This is a genomic window from Paraglaciecola sp. 2405UD69-4 (genome assembly GCF_047525415.1).
In the GTDB taxonomy this organism is placed as follows: domain Bacteria; phylum Pseudomonadota; class Gammaproteobacteria; order Enterobacterales; family Alteromonadaceae; genus Paraglaciecola.
In genome coordinates, this window is record NZ_JBLIXM010000002.1 from 324,898 (window position 1) to 340,303 (window position 15,406).

General features: G+C 39.7%; 16 protein-coding genes. 11 read left to right on the forward strand and 5 right to left on the reverse strand.

What is annotated here, in order from left to right; all coding sequences use genetic code 11:
- Nucleotides 1-3 precede the first annotated feature (3 nt).
- The 8 genes from ACMUMK_RS07990 (at nt 4) to ACMUMK_RS08025 (ending at nt 8,988) form a co-directional block, all read left to right on the forward strand.
- Nucleotides 4-1,020 (forward strand): aldo/keto reductase, encoded by a 1,017-nt coding sequence (locus ACMUMK_RS07990; protein ID WP_414700604.1) that lies wholly within the window; start codon nt 4-6, stop codon nt 1,018-1,020.
- Between the two features lie 2 nt (nt 1,021-1,022).
- On the forward strand, nt 1,023-1,526 hold the full coding sequence (locus ACMUMK_RS07995; RefSeq protein WP_414700605.1) for an RNA methyltransferase: 504 nt from the start codon (nt 1,023-1,025) through the stop codon (nt 1,524-1,526).
- Nucleotides 1,527-1,715: 189 nt separating this feature from the next.
- On the forward strand, nt 1,716-3,014 hold the full coding sequence (locus ACMUMK_RS08000; RefSeq protein WP_414700606.1) for an ABC transporter permease: 1,299 nt from the start codon (nt 1,716-1,718) through the stop codon (nt 3,012-3,014).
- Nucleotides 3,015-3,024: 10 nt separating this feature from the next.
- The gene (locus ACMUMK_RS08005; RefSeq protein WP_414700607.1) at nt 3,025-4,263 is read left to right on the forward strand and encodes an ABC transporter permease; all 1,239 of its coding nucleotides are present in this window, start codon (nt 3,025-3,027) and stop codon (nt 4,261-4,263) included.
- A 104-nt stretch (nt 4,264-4,367) separates the two neighbouring features.
- Nucleotides 4,368-5,660: an efflux RND transporter periplasmic adaptor subunit gene (locus tag ACMUMK_RS08010; RefSeq protein ID WP_414700608.1), complete on the forward strand. Its 1,293-nt coding sequence runs from the start codon at nt 4,368-4,370 to the stop codon at nt 5,658-5,660.
- Nucleotides 5,661-5,687: 27 nt separating this feature from the next.
- On the forward strand, nt 5,688-6,365 hold the full coding sequence (locus tag ACMUMK_RS08015; protein ID WP_414700609.1) for an ABC transporter ATP-binding protein: 678 nt from the start codon (nt 5,688-5,690) through the stop codon (nt 6,363-6,365).
- A gap of 47 nt (nt 6,366-6,412) precedes the next feature.
- On the forward strand, nt 6,413-7,729 hold the full coding sequence (locus ACMUMK_RS08020) for an ABC transporter permease (RefSeq protein WP_414700610.1): 1,317 nt from the start codon (nt 6,413-6,415) through the stop codon (nt 7,727-7,729).
- Nucleotides 7,730-7,740: 11 nt separating this feature from the next.
- Nucleotides 7,741-8,988, forward strand: a complete 1,248-nt coding sequence (locus tag ACMUMK_RS08025) for an ABC transporter permease (protein WP_414700611.1) — start codon at nt 7,741-7,743, stop codon at nt 8,986-8,988.
- Between the two features lie 9 nt (nt 8,989-8,997).
- Here the strand turns inward: ACMUMK_RS08025 and ACMUMK_RS08030 are convergent, their stop codons facing one another.
- Complete coding sequence (locus ACMUMK_RS08030) at nt 8,998-9,732, reverse strand: helix-turn-helix domain-containing protein (RefSeq protein ID WP_414700612.1); 735 nt, start codon at nt 9,730-9,732, stop codon at nt 8,998-9,000.
- Between the two features lie 146 nt (nt 9,733-9,878).
- Between ACMUMK_RS08030 and ACMUMK_RS08035 the strand changes: the two genes are divergently transcribed.
- Nucleotides 9,879-10,259, forward strand: coding sequence for a hypothetical protein (locus ACMUMK_RS08035; RefSeq protein ID WP_414700613.1), 381 nt, complete (start codon nt 9,879-9,881; stop codon nt 10,257-10,259).
- Nucleotides 10,260-10,363: 104 nt separating this feature from the next.
- Entirely contained in the window at nt 10,364-11,158 is a 795-nt protein-coding gene (locus tag ACMUMK_RS08040) for a DUF2145 domain-containing protein (protein ID WP_414700614.1), read from the forward strand.
- A 22-nt stretch (nt 11,159-11,180) separates the two neighbouring features.
- Here the strand turns inward: ACMUMK_RS08040 and dgcN are convergent, their stop codons facing one another.
- From dgcN to ACMUMK_RS08055, 3 genes are all read right to left on the reverse strand, one after another.
- Nucleotides 11,181-12,179 (reverse strand): N-acetyltransferase DgcN, encoded by a 999-nt coding sequence (gene dgcN, locus ACMUMK_RS08045; RefSeq protein ID WP_414700615.1) that lies wholly within the window; start codon nt 12,177-12,179, stop codon nt 11,181-11,183.
- 611 nt (nt 12,180-12,790) lie between these two features.
- Nucleotides 12,791-12,922, reverse strand: coding sequence for a type B 50S ribosomal protein L36 (gene ykgO, locus ACMUMK_RS08050; protein ID WP_414700616.1), 132 nt, complete (start codon nt 12,920-12,922; stop codon nt 12,791-12,793).
- Nucleotides 12,922-13,173, reverse strand: coding sequence for a type B 50S ribosomal protein L31 (locus ACMUMK_RS08055; RefSeq protein WP_414700617.1), 252 nt, complete (start codon nt 13,171-13,173; stop codon nt 12,922-12,924). Before ACMUMK_RS08055 ends, ykgO begins: the two co-directional genes overlap by 1 nt.
- A gap of 355 nt (nt 13,174-13,528) precedes the next feature.
- Between ACMUMK_RS08055 and ACMUMK_RS08060 the strand changes: the two genes are divergently transcribed.
- Entirely contained in the window at nt 13,529-14,911 is a 1,383-nt protein-coding gene (locus ACMUMK_RS08060; RefSeq protein ID WP_414700618.1) for a DUF2254 domain-containing protein, read from the forward strand.
- A gap of 52 nt (nt 14,912-14,963) precedes the next feature.
- On the opposite strand, the gene ACMUMK_RS08065 is transcribed toward ACMUMK_RS08060, so the two are convergent.
- Nucleotides 14,964-15,353, reverse strand: a complete 390-nt coding sequence (locus ACMUMK_RS08065) for a DUF3592 domain-containing protein (protein ID WP_414700619.1) — start codon at nt 15,351-15,353, stop codon at nt 14,964-14,966.
- Nucleotides 15,354-15,406: the final 53 nt, after the last annotated feature.

Genomic DNA, 15,406 nt, shown 5'->3' on the forward strand with positions numbered 1-15,406 from the left:
AAAATGATAACCAACGAACCCAATTCTTTATATTGCGCCGCCAAAAATCGCTATGAGTCTATGCCTTACAGGCGTTGTGGTAAAAGTGGTTTACGCCTTCCAGCCCTTTCATTAGGACTATGGCAAAACTTTGGCGAAGTTGATTCATTTGCTAATGCACAAAGCATGATCCATAGGGCATTCGATTTGGGCATTAACCATTTCGACCTAGCAAATAACTATGGCCCTCCTTTTGGTTCAGCCGAAACCACCTTTGGAAAGGTGATGAATAAGAGTTTAAAGCCATACAGAGACGAGCTACTAATTTCTAGTAAAGCTGGATACGACATGTGGCCTGGCCCATATGGAATTGGAGGTTCTCGTAAATATTTGGTATCAAGTTGTGATCAAAGCTTAAAACGTACTGGTCTTGATTATTTTGATGTGTTTTATTCACATTGTTATGACCCCGACACCCCCCTTGAAGAAACCATGCAAGCACTAGATTACATAGTGCGCTCAGGAAGAGCTCTATATGTTGGGATTTCAAGTTATTCGCCAGTTCACACTAAGCAAGCAGTCCGAATACTACAAGATTTAGGAACCCCCTTACTAATACATCAGCCTAGCTATAATATGTTTGACCGCTGGATAGAAGATGGATTAACTGATGTACTGCTAGACGAAAACATAGGGTCAATTGTATTCTCGCCCCTAGCTCAAGGGTTGTTAACCAATAAGTATCTACAGGGCATTCCTGATGACTCTCGCGCTTCCCGTGAAGAGCAAATTTACTTAAACAAAGACAGTATTAGTCAAGATAAACTACAAAAAGTGATGGAGCTAAATAAGCTTGCTCAAAACAGACATCAATCATTGGCACAAATGGCCCTAGCCTGGGTGCTGAACAATAAGGCTGTAACAAGTGCCATTATAGGGGCAAGTAAAGTCAGTCAAATTGAAGACTGCGTAGCGGCGCTAAATAATAAAGAGTTTACCCCAGAGGAACTCAACGCCATTAATCAAATACTCGAGTCATAACATTGCAAGCACACTTAGCCATAACTAACCCTAAAAGTCCGCAAAATATGGGCAGCATTTTGCGAGCTGCGGGTAACTATAATGTACAAACTATTCGCTACACAGGTGAACGCTACGCCAGAGCAAGTGCCTTTAGTACTGATACTAAAAACGTGCACTTAAACGTACCTGTTAATCAAGTAGACACGATTATAAATCTAGCAACCGATACACATTTAACGAAAGTAGCCATAGAGCTAGTAGAAGGCGCCACACCATTACCTTTATTTACCCACCCAGAAAACGCCTTATACATATTTGGCCCAGAGGATGGCTCTATTGAACAGAAAGTCATTGACCAATGTGACCACGTTGTTTACGTACCAACAATTGGTTGTATGAATCTAGCGGCAACGGTAAATGTATTGTTATACGATAGACTGGCAAAGACCACGACTATGCCCACAGACGATACAGTAATAGCAGCCAGCAGAGACACTAATAACCGCACTAAAGTGAATAAATAATTTAGGTTCACTTTTAATGGGCGTTATGTGCTCCTTAGCTTTCAACATCAAAAGTAGACACACTGGAGAAACTATCTTACCCTAGCTTAAAACAACAACTGTCGTGAACTTGCTGCTAAAAGAAGAAATGTCGTTGAAAACAATAAAAACAAGCAAATCAAATAGCGCCATTATATTAGTGTTATTTCTATGAAATACACCTTTGAACTTGCTGTTAAAAATACACTTAAACAAATTAATTTAAGTGGCCTAATCATAGTTACAATAAGCTTAGGTATTGCCGCTTGCGTCATTACCTATGGGCTAATTCACCTAATGTCTGTGGATCCTTTACCGAATAAAAGTGACCGAGTTTTACACCTTCAACTTGATAACTGGGATCCCAACAAAGCGGCAATAGAGCCCAACCTTCCACCAGAACAAGTTACTTGGCAAGATGCAGTTAATATAGTGTCTGCAAGGCAAGCAAAATATCAAGCGGCCAGCGCTGTAACCTGGGGAATGATAACGCCATCAGAAAAAACAGCGTCTCCCTTTTTAGGTGTGATCCGCGCCACTCACGGCGAATTTTTTCCAATGTTTAACGCGCCTTTTTTGTATGGACAGCCTTGGCAAAACAGCACGGCAAACACTACCCAGTTCGTTACTGTTTTAAGTAAAGCGGTAAATGAAAGAGTATTTGCAGGAGCTAACTCTGTAGGCCGAACCTTACCTATGTTAGGTGAGATTTTTACGGTAGTCGGCGTATTAGATGATTGGAACCCTTCACCTAAAGTATATGACATGGTGTATGGCGCCTTTAGTCCCCCTGAAGACTTATATATCCCCTTTCACGTTAAAGCTGAATTAGCCTTACCCCATGGTGGCCAAAAAAATTGTTGGGAGCCCATAGGTGAGGACTACCAAAGCTTTCTTCAGTCTGAATGCACAAACTTTGAGTTATGGGTAGAAGTAGAGGACACCTCAAAAATTTCTGATTTTGAATTTTACTTGCACTCCTATGTGCAAGATCAAAAACAACTCGGACGTTTTAGCAGGCCAATTAACAATAAACTACTTAATATCAATCAATGGCTTAATTATAAAGAAGTGGTAAATAAAGATATGTACGCGTTTTTCAGCCTTTCTTTATTATTTTTATTTGTATGCTTATTTAACGCAGCCAATTTAATTGGTACAAAATTTACCGCATCAAGTCATGAAGTGGCGCTCAGACGAGCATTAGGGGCAAGTCAGCAGACAATTTTTATTCAGTCACTTATAGAAGCATTATTATACGGGTTACTAGGAGGAATCTTTGGCCTAGTCCTGAGTATATTGGGCCTGCAAGGTATCGGCTACCTCTATCCAAATTTCAGTACCTTCTTAACCCTAGACCTGACATTGGTTAGCTTTGCGTTAGGACTTAGCATGCTTTCAAGCTTACTAAGTGCCATGGTTCCTATTTGGCATTTAAGTCGTACCCCAATTGCCGATCATTTAACCTAGGGCCTTGTCTATGCAAATTAATAACTTAGTTGTTCGGTTATCTATTGGTCCAATTATCAGTACTTTATTACGCCATAAATACACAGTCATAATGCTAGTGTTACAAATAGCAGTGGCCATGGCAGTATTAAGTAATGGGTTATTCATTGCCACAGAGCGCTATAAAACCATACATACTGCTAGTGGTATTGACGAGCTCAACAGCTTTTTCTTAACCAGCTCAGGGTTCAGCGATGACTTTAATCCCCGTAATAGTATTCAATCTGATTTAGCCCTCATTAGAGCCCTACCTGAGGTTATCAATGCTGTAAAAACCGACTCATTTCCCTATAGTAATAGTGGAGTAGAATTTAGTTTATCCACCCATGCAAAAAGTCAAAATGGTCTAGCAGCAGCAAGTTATAAGCTTGATGAAAATGGGCTAGAAGCATTAGGTTTAGAGCTAGTCGCAGGGCAAAACTTCACAAAAAATCAAGTGGTTTGGCAATCAGAGAATGCGACGAGGTTTTCACCCTATGTGTTACTCACCAAGCGTACAGCCGAAGCATTATTCAACACTAATAACTGGCAATCCATTTTAGGAAAACCAGTTTTTATAGAAAAGAATCATATAGTTACAGTTATTGGAATAATAGATAAGCTACACGCCCCTTGGGCCGACTGGGAACATGTAGAGCATAGTTTTATAACTCCATCCGTGGTTACGCATAACTCATCTCGCTATTTTATAAGGGTAAAACCCGGTGCATTACAAACTATGATGAATGAAATTGAACATTCTCTAGCAGCGCATAATAGCTCCCGCGTAATTCGAAAGGTCACCAGTATTTCTGATGCAAAAAAACAGGTTTATGGTCCTGACTTAGCGGCCCTTAGCATATTAACTGTTGTGATGATTTGTTTAGCAGTCATAGTTGCTCTTGGGATTATGGGCGCAACAGCATTAAAGGTATTAAAACAAACCAAACAAATAGGAATTCGCCGAGCATTGGGGGCGACTCAAGTCGACATAATGCGTTATTACTTGTTAGAAACGCTAATAGTGACATCTGTAGGAGTATTATTAGGTGGGATAATTGCTGTTTTTTTAAATATCGTTTTGGTAGAGCATTACGCATTCAGTCAACTGCCAATAGATTATTTAGTAGCAGCATCAGTAACCATGTATTTTCTTAGTATTTTAGCGACATTAAAGCCAACGTTAAAAGCAATAAAAATCTCTCCAGTTACAGCCACTCAAAGTCATTAGCATTATTGTTATCTTTAGATAATGAAAATAAATTTTTAACACATTTAAACTTTTTAACCAAAGCAATCGACTTATGCATTGATTGTTCAATTTTAGGAAAATAAATGAAAATCGCAGACACCAGCGGTCAAGATACTCTTGTTCAAAAGAAGAATAACAATAAAACAGTTTGGATAGTTTTAGGCTTGGTGATACTCGCGATTATTCTCTATTTTACATTCGCTCCCTCGGTAAGTAATTGGTCTAACTCAGATACCAGTGTGTCATCTCAAAGAATTAGAACCGCTGTAGTGTCAAAAGGAGATTTAATTCGAGACTTGTCTGTACAAGGTCGCGTAGTAGCAGCTGTCAGCCCCAAGTTATATAGCCCAGCACAAGGAACGATATCTTTTGATGTTGATGCCGGAGACACTGTGGTCAAAGGGCAAACATTAGCCATAATCGAAAGCCCAGAATTAACCAACCAATTAAAACAAGAAGAGTCTGCATTACAGAGATTGCAACTAGAGCTAGATAGACAAAAAATACAATCCAACAAACAGGCCCTTGTTAATCAAAAATCCGTAGACCTTGCTAAAGTGGCACTAACTGCCGCAGACAGAGAAAAACGCCGAGCTGACAAAGCCTTTGAAAGTCAATCAATAAGCCAAATTGATTATGAAAAAGCCCAAGATGAGCTAGAAAACGCGAAATTAGTATATAAACACTCTGTAAAAGATGCAGAATTAAACCTTGAAAGCCTTGCCTTTGAAGTAAAAGCCAAAAAGTTATTTGTAGAGCGCCAAACTCTGCTTGTAGAAGATTTAAGCCGTAAAGTCGCTGAACTGACATTACGCTCACCCGTTAATGGCATAGTAGGTAACTTATCTGTCGAGCAAAAAAACCAGGTCGCTAAAAACCAAGCCATATTGAGTGTTGTTGACTTATCTGAATTTGAGCTTGAGGTAGATATTCCAGAAAGCTACGCAGATGATCTAGCAATAGGCATGACTGCAGAAGTTACCTTAAACGGCGAAACCCACCTAGCTAAGCTAGTTACCATATCCCCAGAAATAGAAAATAATCAAGTTAGCGGCCGAGTGCGCTTTATGGCTTCTAGCGACAACACCATCAGCCAGCCCAAAGGATTGCGCCAAAACCAAAGGCTAACCACCCGCATTTTAATGGAAAATAAACAAAACGTACTCATGGTTCAACGGGGCCAGTTTTTAGAAACAGGCAATGGTCGGGTCGCCTACAAAATTAATAATGACATGGCAGAGCGAATTAGCATTTTAACCGGAGCAAGAAGCTTATCCAGTGTTGAAGTTTTAGAAGGATTAGCAGAGGGCGATACCATAATAGTATCGGGTACAGATCAATTTAATGGCGCTCAACGTGTCCTTATTACTAATTAGAACAATAAAAATAACTAGGATTTCACAATGTTAAAAATGACTGATGTAAAAAAAGTTTTTCGTACCGATTTGGTAGAAACCCACGCTTTAAGAGACTTCAATCTTGATGTTGGTGAAGGTGACTTTGTTGCGGTAACCGGCCCATCTGGATCGGGTAAAACAACCTTTTTGAATATTGCTGGGTTATTAGAAACCTTTGAAGGCGGGACCTATGAACTCGATGGGCAAGATGTAAGTAACCTAAACGACAAACACCGCAGCCAACTTAGAAACGAAAAGATAGGGTTTATTTTTCAGGGGTTTAACTTAATACCCGATTTAAACCTGTTCGATAATGTAGATGTGCCACTAAGATATCGCGGGTTCAACAGTGCAGAACGTAAAAAACGCATAGAAAACAGTTTAGAAATGGTGGGCCTAGCTCAGCGTATGAAGCACCTCCCCTCTCAGTTATCTGGTGGTCAACAGCAACGAGTAGCCATTGCAAGAGCGCTGGCGGGTGAGCCTCGTTTTTTGCTAGCCGATGAGCCCACAGGTAACTTAGACACCCAGATGGCTAATAGTGTTATGGAGCTATTAAGCACCATAAATGACGCCGGCACTACTATCATAATGGTGACCCATGACCTTGATTTAGCCAAGCAAGCCAGACGTAACATTTACGTCAGAGATGGCCAAGTAAGTGAACTTGGAGCGGCTGAATAAATCACCATTCAGCATCAATGTAATAACGTTTTACTAGGAACACCTCCATGCTCAATTACTATATTAAATTAGCCATTAAAAGCATTAAAAGAAATCCTATTTTAAGTGTATTAATGGTCACCGCCATTGCCCTTGGAATTGGGGCAAGCATGACAACCATTACGGTTAACTATCTAATGTCAGCTGATCCCATTCCCCACAAAAGCCACCAGTTGTTCCATATCCAAGTCGATAACTGGGATCCAAATAACCCGTTTGACGATGACGAAGATGCTCTGCCCAATCAATTAACCTGGACAGATGCAACCAACTTAACCCATGCTAAAAAAGCGTTTAGACAATCTGCTATGAGTATGTCTGGCGCAATCATAGAGCCCCCTGCTCGCGACTCAAAACCTTTTGAAGCATCAATACGCCTTGCCTACACTGATTTTTTTGGAATGTTCGATGTGCCCTTTCTATTTGGAGCGCCTTGGAGCAATGATTCAGATAATAACCACGAACAAGTGGTAGTCCTTAGTAAGCGCATCAATGAAAGCGTGTTTGGGGGAGAAGACTCAGTAGGTAGAGATATCATTATAGCTGGAAGGCATTTTCAAGTGGTGGGAGTGATAGATACCTGGGAAGTCATGCCAAAATTCTATGATGTAAATAACGGGCCCTTTAATGAAACCGAAGAGCTATTTATGCCTTTTTCTTTAAAAGAAGATCTAGAGCTACCTAACTGGGGAAATAACAATTGCTGGAAAAGCCCTGACGGAGAAGGTTACGCCGCATTTTTACGTTCTGAGTGTATAAACACTCAAATGTGGGTAGAGCTACCCGATGCCCAAGCAGAGGCTGATTATTTAGCGTTTCTGAATAACTATGTGCTATCGCAAAAAGAGCTGGGCCGCTTCCCTCGCCCTCTAAACAATCGATTGAACGATGTAATGGAATGGATGGAGCATAGAGAAGTAGTAGAAGAAGATGCCAAAATGATGATGTGGCTGTCCTTTATGTTTTTACTTGTATGCCTGTTAAATACCATAGGCTTACTGCTTGCAAAATTTACTGGTAAGTCTTCAGAAATTGGTCTTCGACTCGCTGTTGGCGCTTCTAAAGCAGATGTTTTTAAACAACACATAGTAGAAACCGCATGCATAGGATTAGTAGGTGGTATAGCAGGCTTAGGACTAACTGTAATTGGATTGCAGGGTATTAAAACCTTGTATGGTGATTTTGTTGATGACCTCGCCACCTTAGATTTATCCATGATCTTGGTGGCGCTAGCCATAGCCTTAGTTTCAAGCATAGCTGCAGGTTTATACCCAACTTGGCGCGCTTGTAATATTTCTCCCGCTAGCCAACTTAAAAGTCAATAAGGAGCGCGCTCATGAAACAATCACCACCGCAAACCTCAACCAATTGGGAGCTTGGCCCAATTTTAAGAGCCATGTTCCGTAACAAGGTCGGAGCGATTCTAATCGCTTTGCAAATAGCCATCACTATGACAATCATAGTGAACTCTGTGTATATCATTGTTGAACGTTATAAAGATATGCAAAGGGATAGTGGTATAGATAACGAAAACAGCTTTTATCTCACAAGTATAGGATTTGGAGAAAACTTTAATGTTCCTAACACAGTAGAAGAAGACCTTAATATGCTGCGTGCCTTACCTGGAGTAGTAGATGCCATTCAAACTAATGCTATTCCTAATAGTGGTAGTGGCTGGTCTATGGGGTTAAAAACCCAATCAGGGGCAGAATATGATGCTGTAGGGACAGCGGTATACATGGTAGATGATCACGGTGTTAACGCCCTAGATGTTGAAATCATCGCCGGCGAGAACTTTACGCCTAGTGATATAAGCCTTAGAACGGTTGGACAAATAGACTGGCCTAACAAAACGATTATCACTAAAGCCATGGCTGAAAACCTATTCCTAGACATTAACTACAATGAAGTTGTTGGGAAAACAGTGTACATAAACGACATAGATCCAATGGTGGTTATTGGCATTATTGATAAGTTACAAGCTCCTTGGGTTAATTGGAGCAATGTAGAAAACGTGATGCTATCCCCTGAAAGACAGTCATATAAAGGTAGCCATTACTTTATTCGTACAGAGCCCGGCCAAAGAGATACCTTGATGAAGCATGTTGAAGACTTATTAGCCAATAGCAATACGCAAAGGTTAATTAAGGGAATGCGCAGCATAGAAGAAACAAGAGAGCGCAGTTACCGCAGCCATACTGCTATGATCAAAATTTTAACTACCGTGATGATAATTCTAACCATTGTTACTGCTTTAGGTATTGTTGGTCTAGCTAGCTTCAGTGTAAATCAAAGGAAAAAACAAATAGGTACTAGGCGAGCTTTAGGCGCAACTCAATCCGCCATAGTCCGTTATTTTATGTTCGAAAACTTTTTGATTAGCACCATGGGCGTAATACTAGGTGCAATCCTAACCATAGTATTAAACGTAATATTGGTTAATGCTTTTGGGCTGGACAGATTAGATTGGTTCTACATACCCATTGGAATGCTTGTACTTTGGATGGTTGGACAAGTAGCTGTTTTGGGGCCTGCTAAAAAAGCAGCAAACATCGCCCCAGCTCTAGCAACTCGAACGGTGTAACACCCTTAATTACATTCTGCGCATATTTTCAAATAGTGATGGCTCCCATGGACGCATAGCCATTAATAACCCTATATGCTGCCGCTTATTTAGAGGTAAATCCGAATCCTCTATATTTAACTCGGCAGCTTCTTTTGTAAGCTGATTTAGTTTTCGTTGAATAATATCAATCGATGATTGAGAGTAGCGGCCTCGCAAATAGAACCTAAACAACCACTGTTCGTTTTGCCTAGGTGCCATAAACTTTACCAATACCTCTTGTTCCATAAAACGCTCTAATGGTCCGCCGGGTATCCATCTGAAGTCTTGGGCAATTAAAGATTTAAAGTGGTTATTTGGCAGTAAATCTATAATTTTCAATTTGTCTAATCTAGCCAACAACCTAATACACTCGAGTTTATCTATGTCATAGTAGCTGATAATTTCATCAAACTTCCAAGCATCACGCACACAAACAGCAATTAAAAGTAGTTTAGGATCAGCTAAAAGCTCGCTCTCTTGCTCTACGGTTAACTGGCTGATTTGCTGTACTTGCTTTTGAGTTAATGCAAACAAGTCGGCCATAGTCATATTCAGCACATCACATATTTGCTCTAAACGTTGCAGTGTAAAACTCTGAGTAGAGAAAATACGTTTAATGTTCGCCTCACTCATACCTAGCTTCTCAGCAATCTCTTTATAAGTAATTTGCTGCTGCCTAAGTAACGACTTTAACGTTTGACTAACTTGACTTATTTGGCTCATGGTTGTCCTTAAAAACACCTAAAGTATTAATAAACTATACCAAAAGTGTTTTTCAAGTATACAAAATTTGTATCTGTTTACGTTTTAAATACCCAAGTCTAAAGTGACTGTGCGTTTCATAAGCGAGTAACTATTAAGGACTAACAATGAAATTAACAATTAAAGCGCTAATACTTTCTCTATCAGTCATGGCTTTACCAACTTTAGCAAACGACTCAGCACACCATACATCAAAGGCAAGTAAACACTCTGCCCTCGCTGTCACTCATGGTTTAGCTTCAACGGCAACGGTTGCTAGCGCAGTTGTGGCCACACCAGTTATTGTGGTAGGTAGTGCAACTGTTTTAGCAGGAGCTGCTAGTATTGAAGCGGGTTCTGTTATTGCCGACTCTGCACATCATAGTTCTAGGCCAGCCCATCACCATACAGGCCCCCTAGTTATCACCGAAACCACAATAACAGCGGATCCTGCACCAAACCAAACGCTGCAAATTCAACAAAAACAAACTATAAAAACCATCCACTAAACATTCGAGTTTCATCCGAGCAAGTATTTAACCAGTAATTATGCGACTTAAATATATTGATCCTGCTAGCGAATTTTCTAGCAGGATTTAATAAGGAACTAATCATGAAAAATTATTTATTAATGGTGTTAATTACCCTGTTTAGCCTCAGCGCCAATGGAGGAAGCCAAGCTAATAAAGAGAGCACAATCGAACCTGAAAAAATTATTAAGTTTGCAAAGGACGTTGAAAAATATGCAGCCAATCAAGGAGCGAGAGCTTTTATTATTGCCCGTGTAGGAAGACCCGAAAACCAATTACCTAAAGGGATCCACTATACCCATACAGCTATCGCTGTGTACTCTAGTATTCAACTTGATAATGGAGAAACTGCTAAAGGATATGCTATTCATAACCTTTATCAGGTAGAGGGCAAGCCAAATAAAAGCCAGCTTATGCAAGACTACCCAGTAGACTTTTTCTGGGGGGCACAACAACTTAAAGCTGGGATCATAATACCCAACGAAGAACTCCAAACCAGGCTAATTAAGCTGATTGCTACTGGTGAAAATCAAAAACTACACAACCCCAAGTACTCGGTTATAGCTAACCCCATGAATAGCCAAAGGCAAAATTGCACCGAATATACTTTAGATCTTATAAATGCGGCAATTTACCAAACATTAGATACCAATCAGCTTAAAGCTAACACACGCGCCCACTTTACAGCACAAAAAGTGAAAACAAGCCCCTTTAAACTGATGTTTGGCTCGTTATTAATGGATGACGTCACCACAAAAGACCACAAAGGCAAAGTTGCTACTGCTACCTTCAGCTCAATTTACACTTATTTAGACAAGTACCAGTTAGCGAATTCTGCCGTATCATTTTATGAAAATGGTACAACAGAATTACTATAACCCCTCCCCTAGTAGTTAGTGGTTAAGGCAAGTTATCTATGATACTTGCCACCCCATGACGAATAGGATCGCAACATGGTAAACCGGTTTGCTCACTTATTTCTTTACAAGCTTGCAAGGCCGCAGCGTCGTCAACTGAGGAGGTGTTTACTGCTACCCCTACAACTTTTGCGTTGGGGTTAGTGAGTTTTGCATGTGTTAAGTTAAGCTCTATGGTTTCTATTACAGTGGGAAACCCTTGATGGGGTAAGCCTCGCATGTGGGTTCGGCCTAAGGCATGACACACCACCAATGCATCTGGTTGAGAGCCATGTAATAGACCCAAGCTTACGCCTGCAAAAGCAGGGTGAGACAAGGACCCTTGCCCCTCTATAATATCCCAATGCTCTGCTTCATTGTCTGGGCTTATACTTTCAGCGGCCCCTGAAATAAAATCGGATATCACACAATCAATAGCCACACCATTACCAGAAACTAATATTCCACTTTGGCCAGTCGCTCTGAATGTTGCTAATAAATTGCGAGACTTTATCTCTTTTGTGAGGCTTAGTGATGTGTACATTTTACCAACGGAACAGTCAGTGCCCACCGTTAAAAGGCGCTTACCTTGGCGCTTTTTTGCTGTACCCGTTTTAAAACGTGTATTTGGATGACGTATATCAATAAGCTGTAAATTAAGGGCTTTGGCTCTTTCGGTTAGCTCAGGAAAATCTGTGAGTTTATCGTGCAAACCGCTCACAATATCCATACCAGCATCTAATGCTTCAAGTATGGTTGGGATCCATTGTGGATCTAATATCCCGCCACTATTGGCAAAGCCTAAAACAAAACTTTTTGCTCCTGCTGCTGCCGCCTCTTGAATATTCATCTCAGGGCAACCCGTGGATACAGTACACCCTGGCAACCTATATTCAGCCAAGCATTTTTCTGGACTCCAGTCAGCGGCACTTCGCGCCATTTTAATGCTCAGCGAATCAGTCGCATCTCCGATAAATAATAAATACGGATAATTAATATTCATTAATATTCCTTAAAAATAGGGTTGGTTTTATACCAATAAGGGATTGAGTAAACAAAAATCGGTATGACCTACAAAGTACATAACGCTAGGCTTTTTACTGTGCGTAGTCTGTAGTCATTTAAACGAAAGATATATCAATTTAAGGTACACATATAATTGCAGTGTTTAAATGTCCTAGAGCTTGGGATTGTACAACATCCTAGTCCCTGATCCACCACAACAATTAGCCAAATAGAAAATTTAAAGACGCTAATAAAAACTAAGCTACTTATACTACAACTGCTTCTATTGTTAGTTGTATGCACAGTCCTAATTATTAAAATATGTTAGCTGCCTAGATACTATTTAAAGAAGTAAATTGTGCTTAAGTATTTTTCAACCTTGGTGACCATAAATCACAATTTTTAAAACTCATTATCGTGTTTTATATACTAGGTGCCAGTGAGTGTTGAGGGTATGAATGAAGCGGTACCGCTGAAGTATTTGGCGTTAAAGGGCTATTAATCTTTGCTATTTAAGTACAGAGCTTTGACCAGCGCCTTCAGGTCAAAGCCCCCTATTAGATCATCACAATCCTTGTAAGGGTAAAACCAATCAATACCACTTTTGGGCTAGCTTTTACCTTGTACGGCTTTAAACCTTGGATTTGATTTACAGATAACAAATATACGGCCTTTACGCCTTACAATTTGACAATCTGGGTGGCGATTTTTAGCGCTTTTAAGGGAGCTCAATACTTTCATTATTTCGAACTTAAGCCGCCAAACCGCTTATTGAATTTAGAAACTCTGCCATCTTGCTTAACCGAACGTTGCTCGCCGGTATAAAAAACATGTGACGCACTTGAAACATCAAGTGTCACATAAGGGTAGGTTTTTCCCTCATGCTCAATAGTACGATCAGTCTTAATGGTTGAGCCAACTAAAAAAATCTTATCTGCAGCGGTATCGTGAAAAACGACTTTTTGATATTCAGGGTGAATGTTTGGTTTCATATTAAACAGCCTTATATTGTTACATTATAACATCACTGTAGCAGTTGGCTCACAACAAAGCAACACTAATGAGAACCATTTGCATTTGATGTCAAAGATCCACTCCACAAATTCAAGTTTTAATAAAAAATTATGAGTATCCCAATCAAGTTTAAGGTAAGCATATACTCTATGATTTATTAACGATAAACCAAATACGGCTACAGAGTTTTAGAGGTGTTTAATCATTAGTCGCCCCCATTTAACAAACACTTTATAAATAGATGTCGTAATTGGTAGATACATGATTTAATTTCTATCCGATGAAATATTGAAAACTAAATTGGTTACAGTTTTCAAAGGTGCTTATCTATACATGCTTAGTACTTGTTTAAGTATTGATACACCTAAAAACAGATTTGAGATTATATTGAAGATTACAAAATTCGCATCAACCATAGAAAAAATACGCGCAAACTTTTGGTTTGTACCAAGTCTTATGGTTGGAATGTTTTTAATGGTGGCGATATTGGCTGTTTACATCGACTACCATAGGCTTTTACCTTCTTTTAGCTTCACAAATTTACTATATAAAACAGACACAGCCGTTATTCAATCATTGTTAGGCACTATGGCAGCGGCGATGATCACAGTAACTAGTATTGCATTTTCTATCACTATCGTTTCATTAACCTTAGCGTCATCTCAGTTTGGCCCAAGGCTAATGCGAAACTTTATGATGGATAAAAGCACACAGTTTGTTTTAGGCACCTTTACCTCAACTTTTTTGTTTTGCCTTTTCATATATTGCACCCTTAGTTTCAAAGATCCCTATGCCTATCAACCTGGTTTAACAATATTAATTGCCGTACTTTTAACTTGCTTTAGTGTTGGGGTTTTAATTTTTTTCATACATCATGTCGCCAAGTCTATACAGGCCGAAAATGTAATTAATGATGTTTATCTAGAGTTGAACGAACGGGTTGACCAGTTATTCCCAAACTCTCAGCAAACCGAACCCTCTAATGGTAATTGCGCCCCAATTGAACTACACGATTACAATTGGGAGTTTGAAGCCACCGCGCAAGATAACGGTTACATTCAAATTATAGTAATCGATAATTTAAAAGAGCTAGCAGAAAAATTGGATTTGCTGATTGAGCTACATTTTGTCGCAGGAGACTTTGTTGTTAAAGGGCAAGTTTTAGCCACAGCGTATGGCAAAGACATACATACAAAAACAACACAGAATATAGAGCCTGACTTGTTATCTTCAATAGAAATGGGCCCAGCAAGGACACCATCACAAGACCCTGTGTTTGCCATTCACCAACTGGTAGAGATTGCACTTAGAGCCCTTTCTCCTGGTATAAACGACCCTTATACAGCCATTACCTGTGTTGAAAAATTAAATGCTATTTTGTGTAGGCTTTGTACCGAGTCTTTCCCTGTTAGCCAATTACAAGACGCTAAGGGAGTAGTAAGAATAAAACGCAAAGTACTTACATTTACGGATTTAGCTGGGGCTGCATATGATCAAATACGTCAAAACTCACAGCAAAATGTTGCCGTCACCCTTACCATTATAAAAACATTAACAGCTTTAATGACTTTTACGAAGAATCCATCACAAATTGAATTCGTAAAAGGCCAATGCCTTTTGTTAATGGCACAACAAAAAGAAACAAAGTTTGTGGGCGCAGATAAAACTCTAATTGATGACAGGCTCAAATACCTGCAAAGTCTAATAATGGTCTAAATCCATTACCTTAAAGGAACGCCCCACCAGAAATAAAAACCTCAAACAAAGGTCAAAATAGACCAAGGTAGATTGCAGGTATAGAAATAACTATAAACACTATACCCAGCCAATAATTATTCCCTTGGTTTAGCCGAGCATTAGCTTCATCACCCTGCTGATATAAAACCGCTACATTTTGACCCACTGGAATAATTTGATTTGCATATGAGGTACTAGACTTAACCTCATAGACCCTATCATTTACCGTAAATGAAAAGTAAGGCCTATACATTGTCCGCATAATATTATCAGTATCTCTTGATTGATACGCATGGTACCGGAGTATGGTGCCTTGGACTTTTATAGCCCCATCATTAAAGCGGTAGTAGTCGAATATTATATATCCCCCTAGCCCAGCAAAAATAAAACCAGCCAACAACGGGATAAAAGCAATTTCCATAATACATCCTTAGAATGGTTGTCTTTGTAAGTTTTGAAGATGGAGTTATGCAG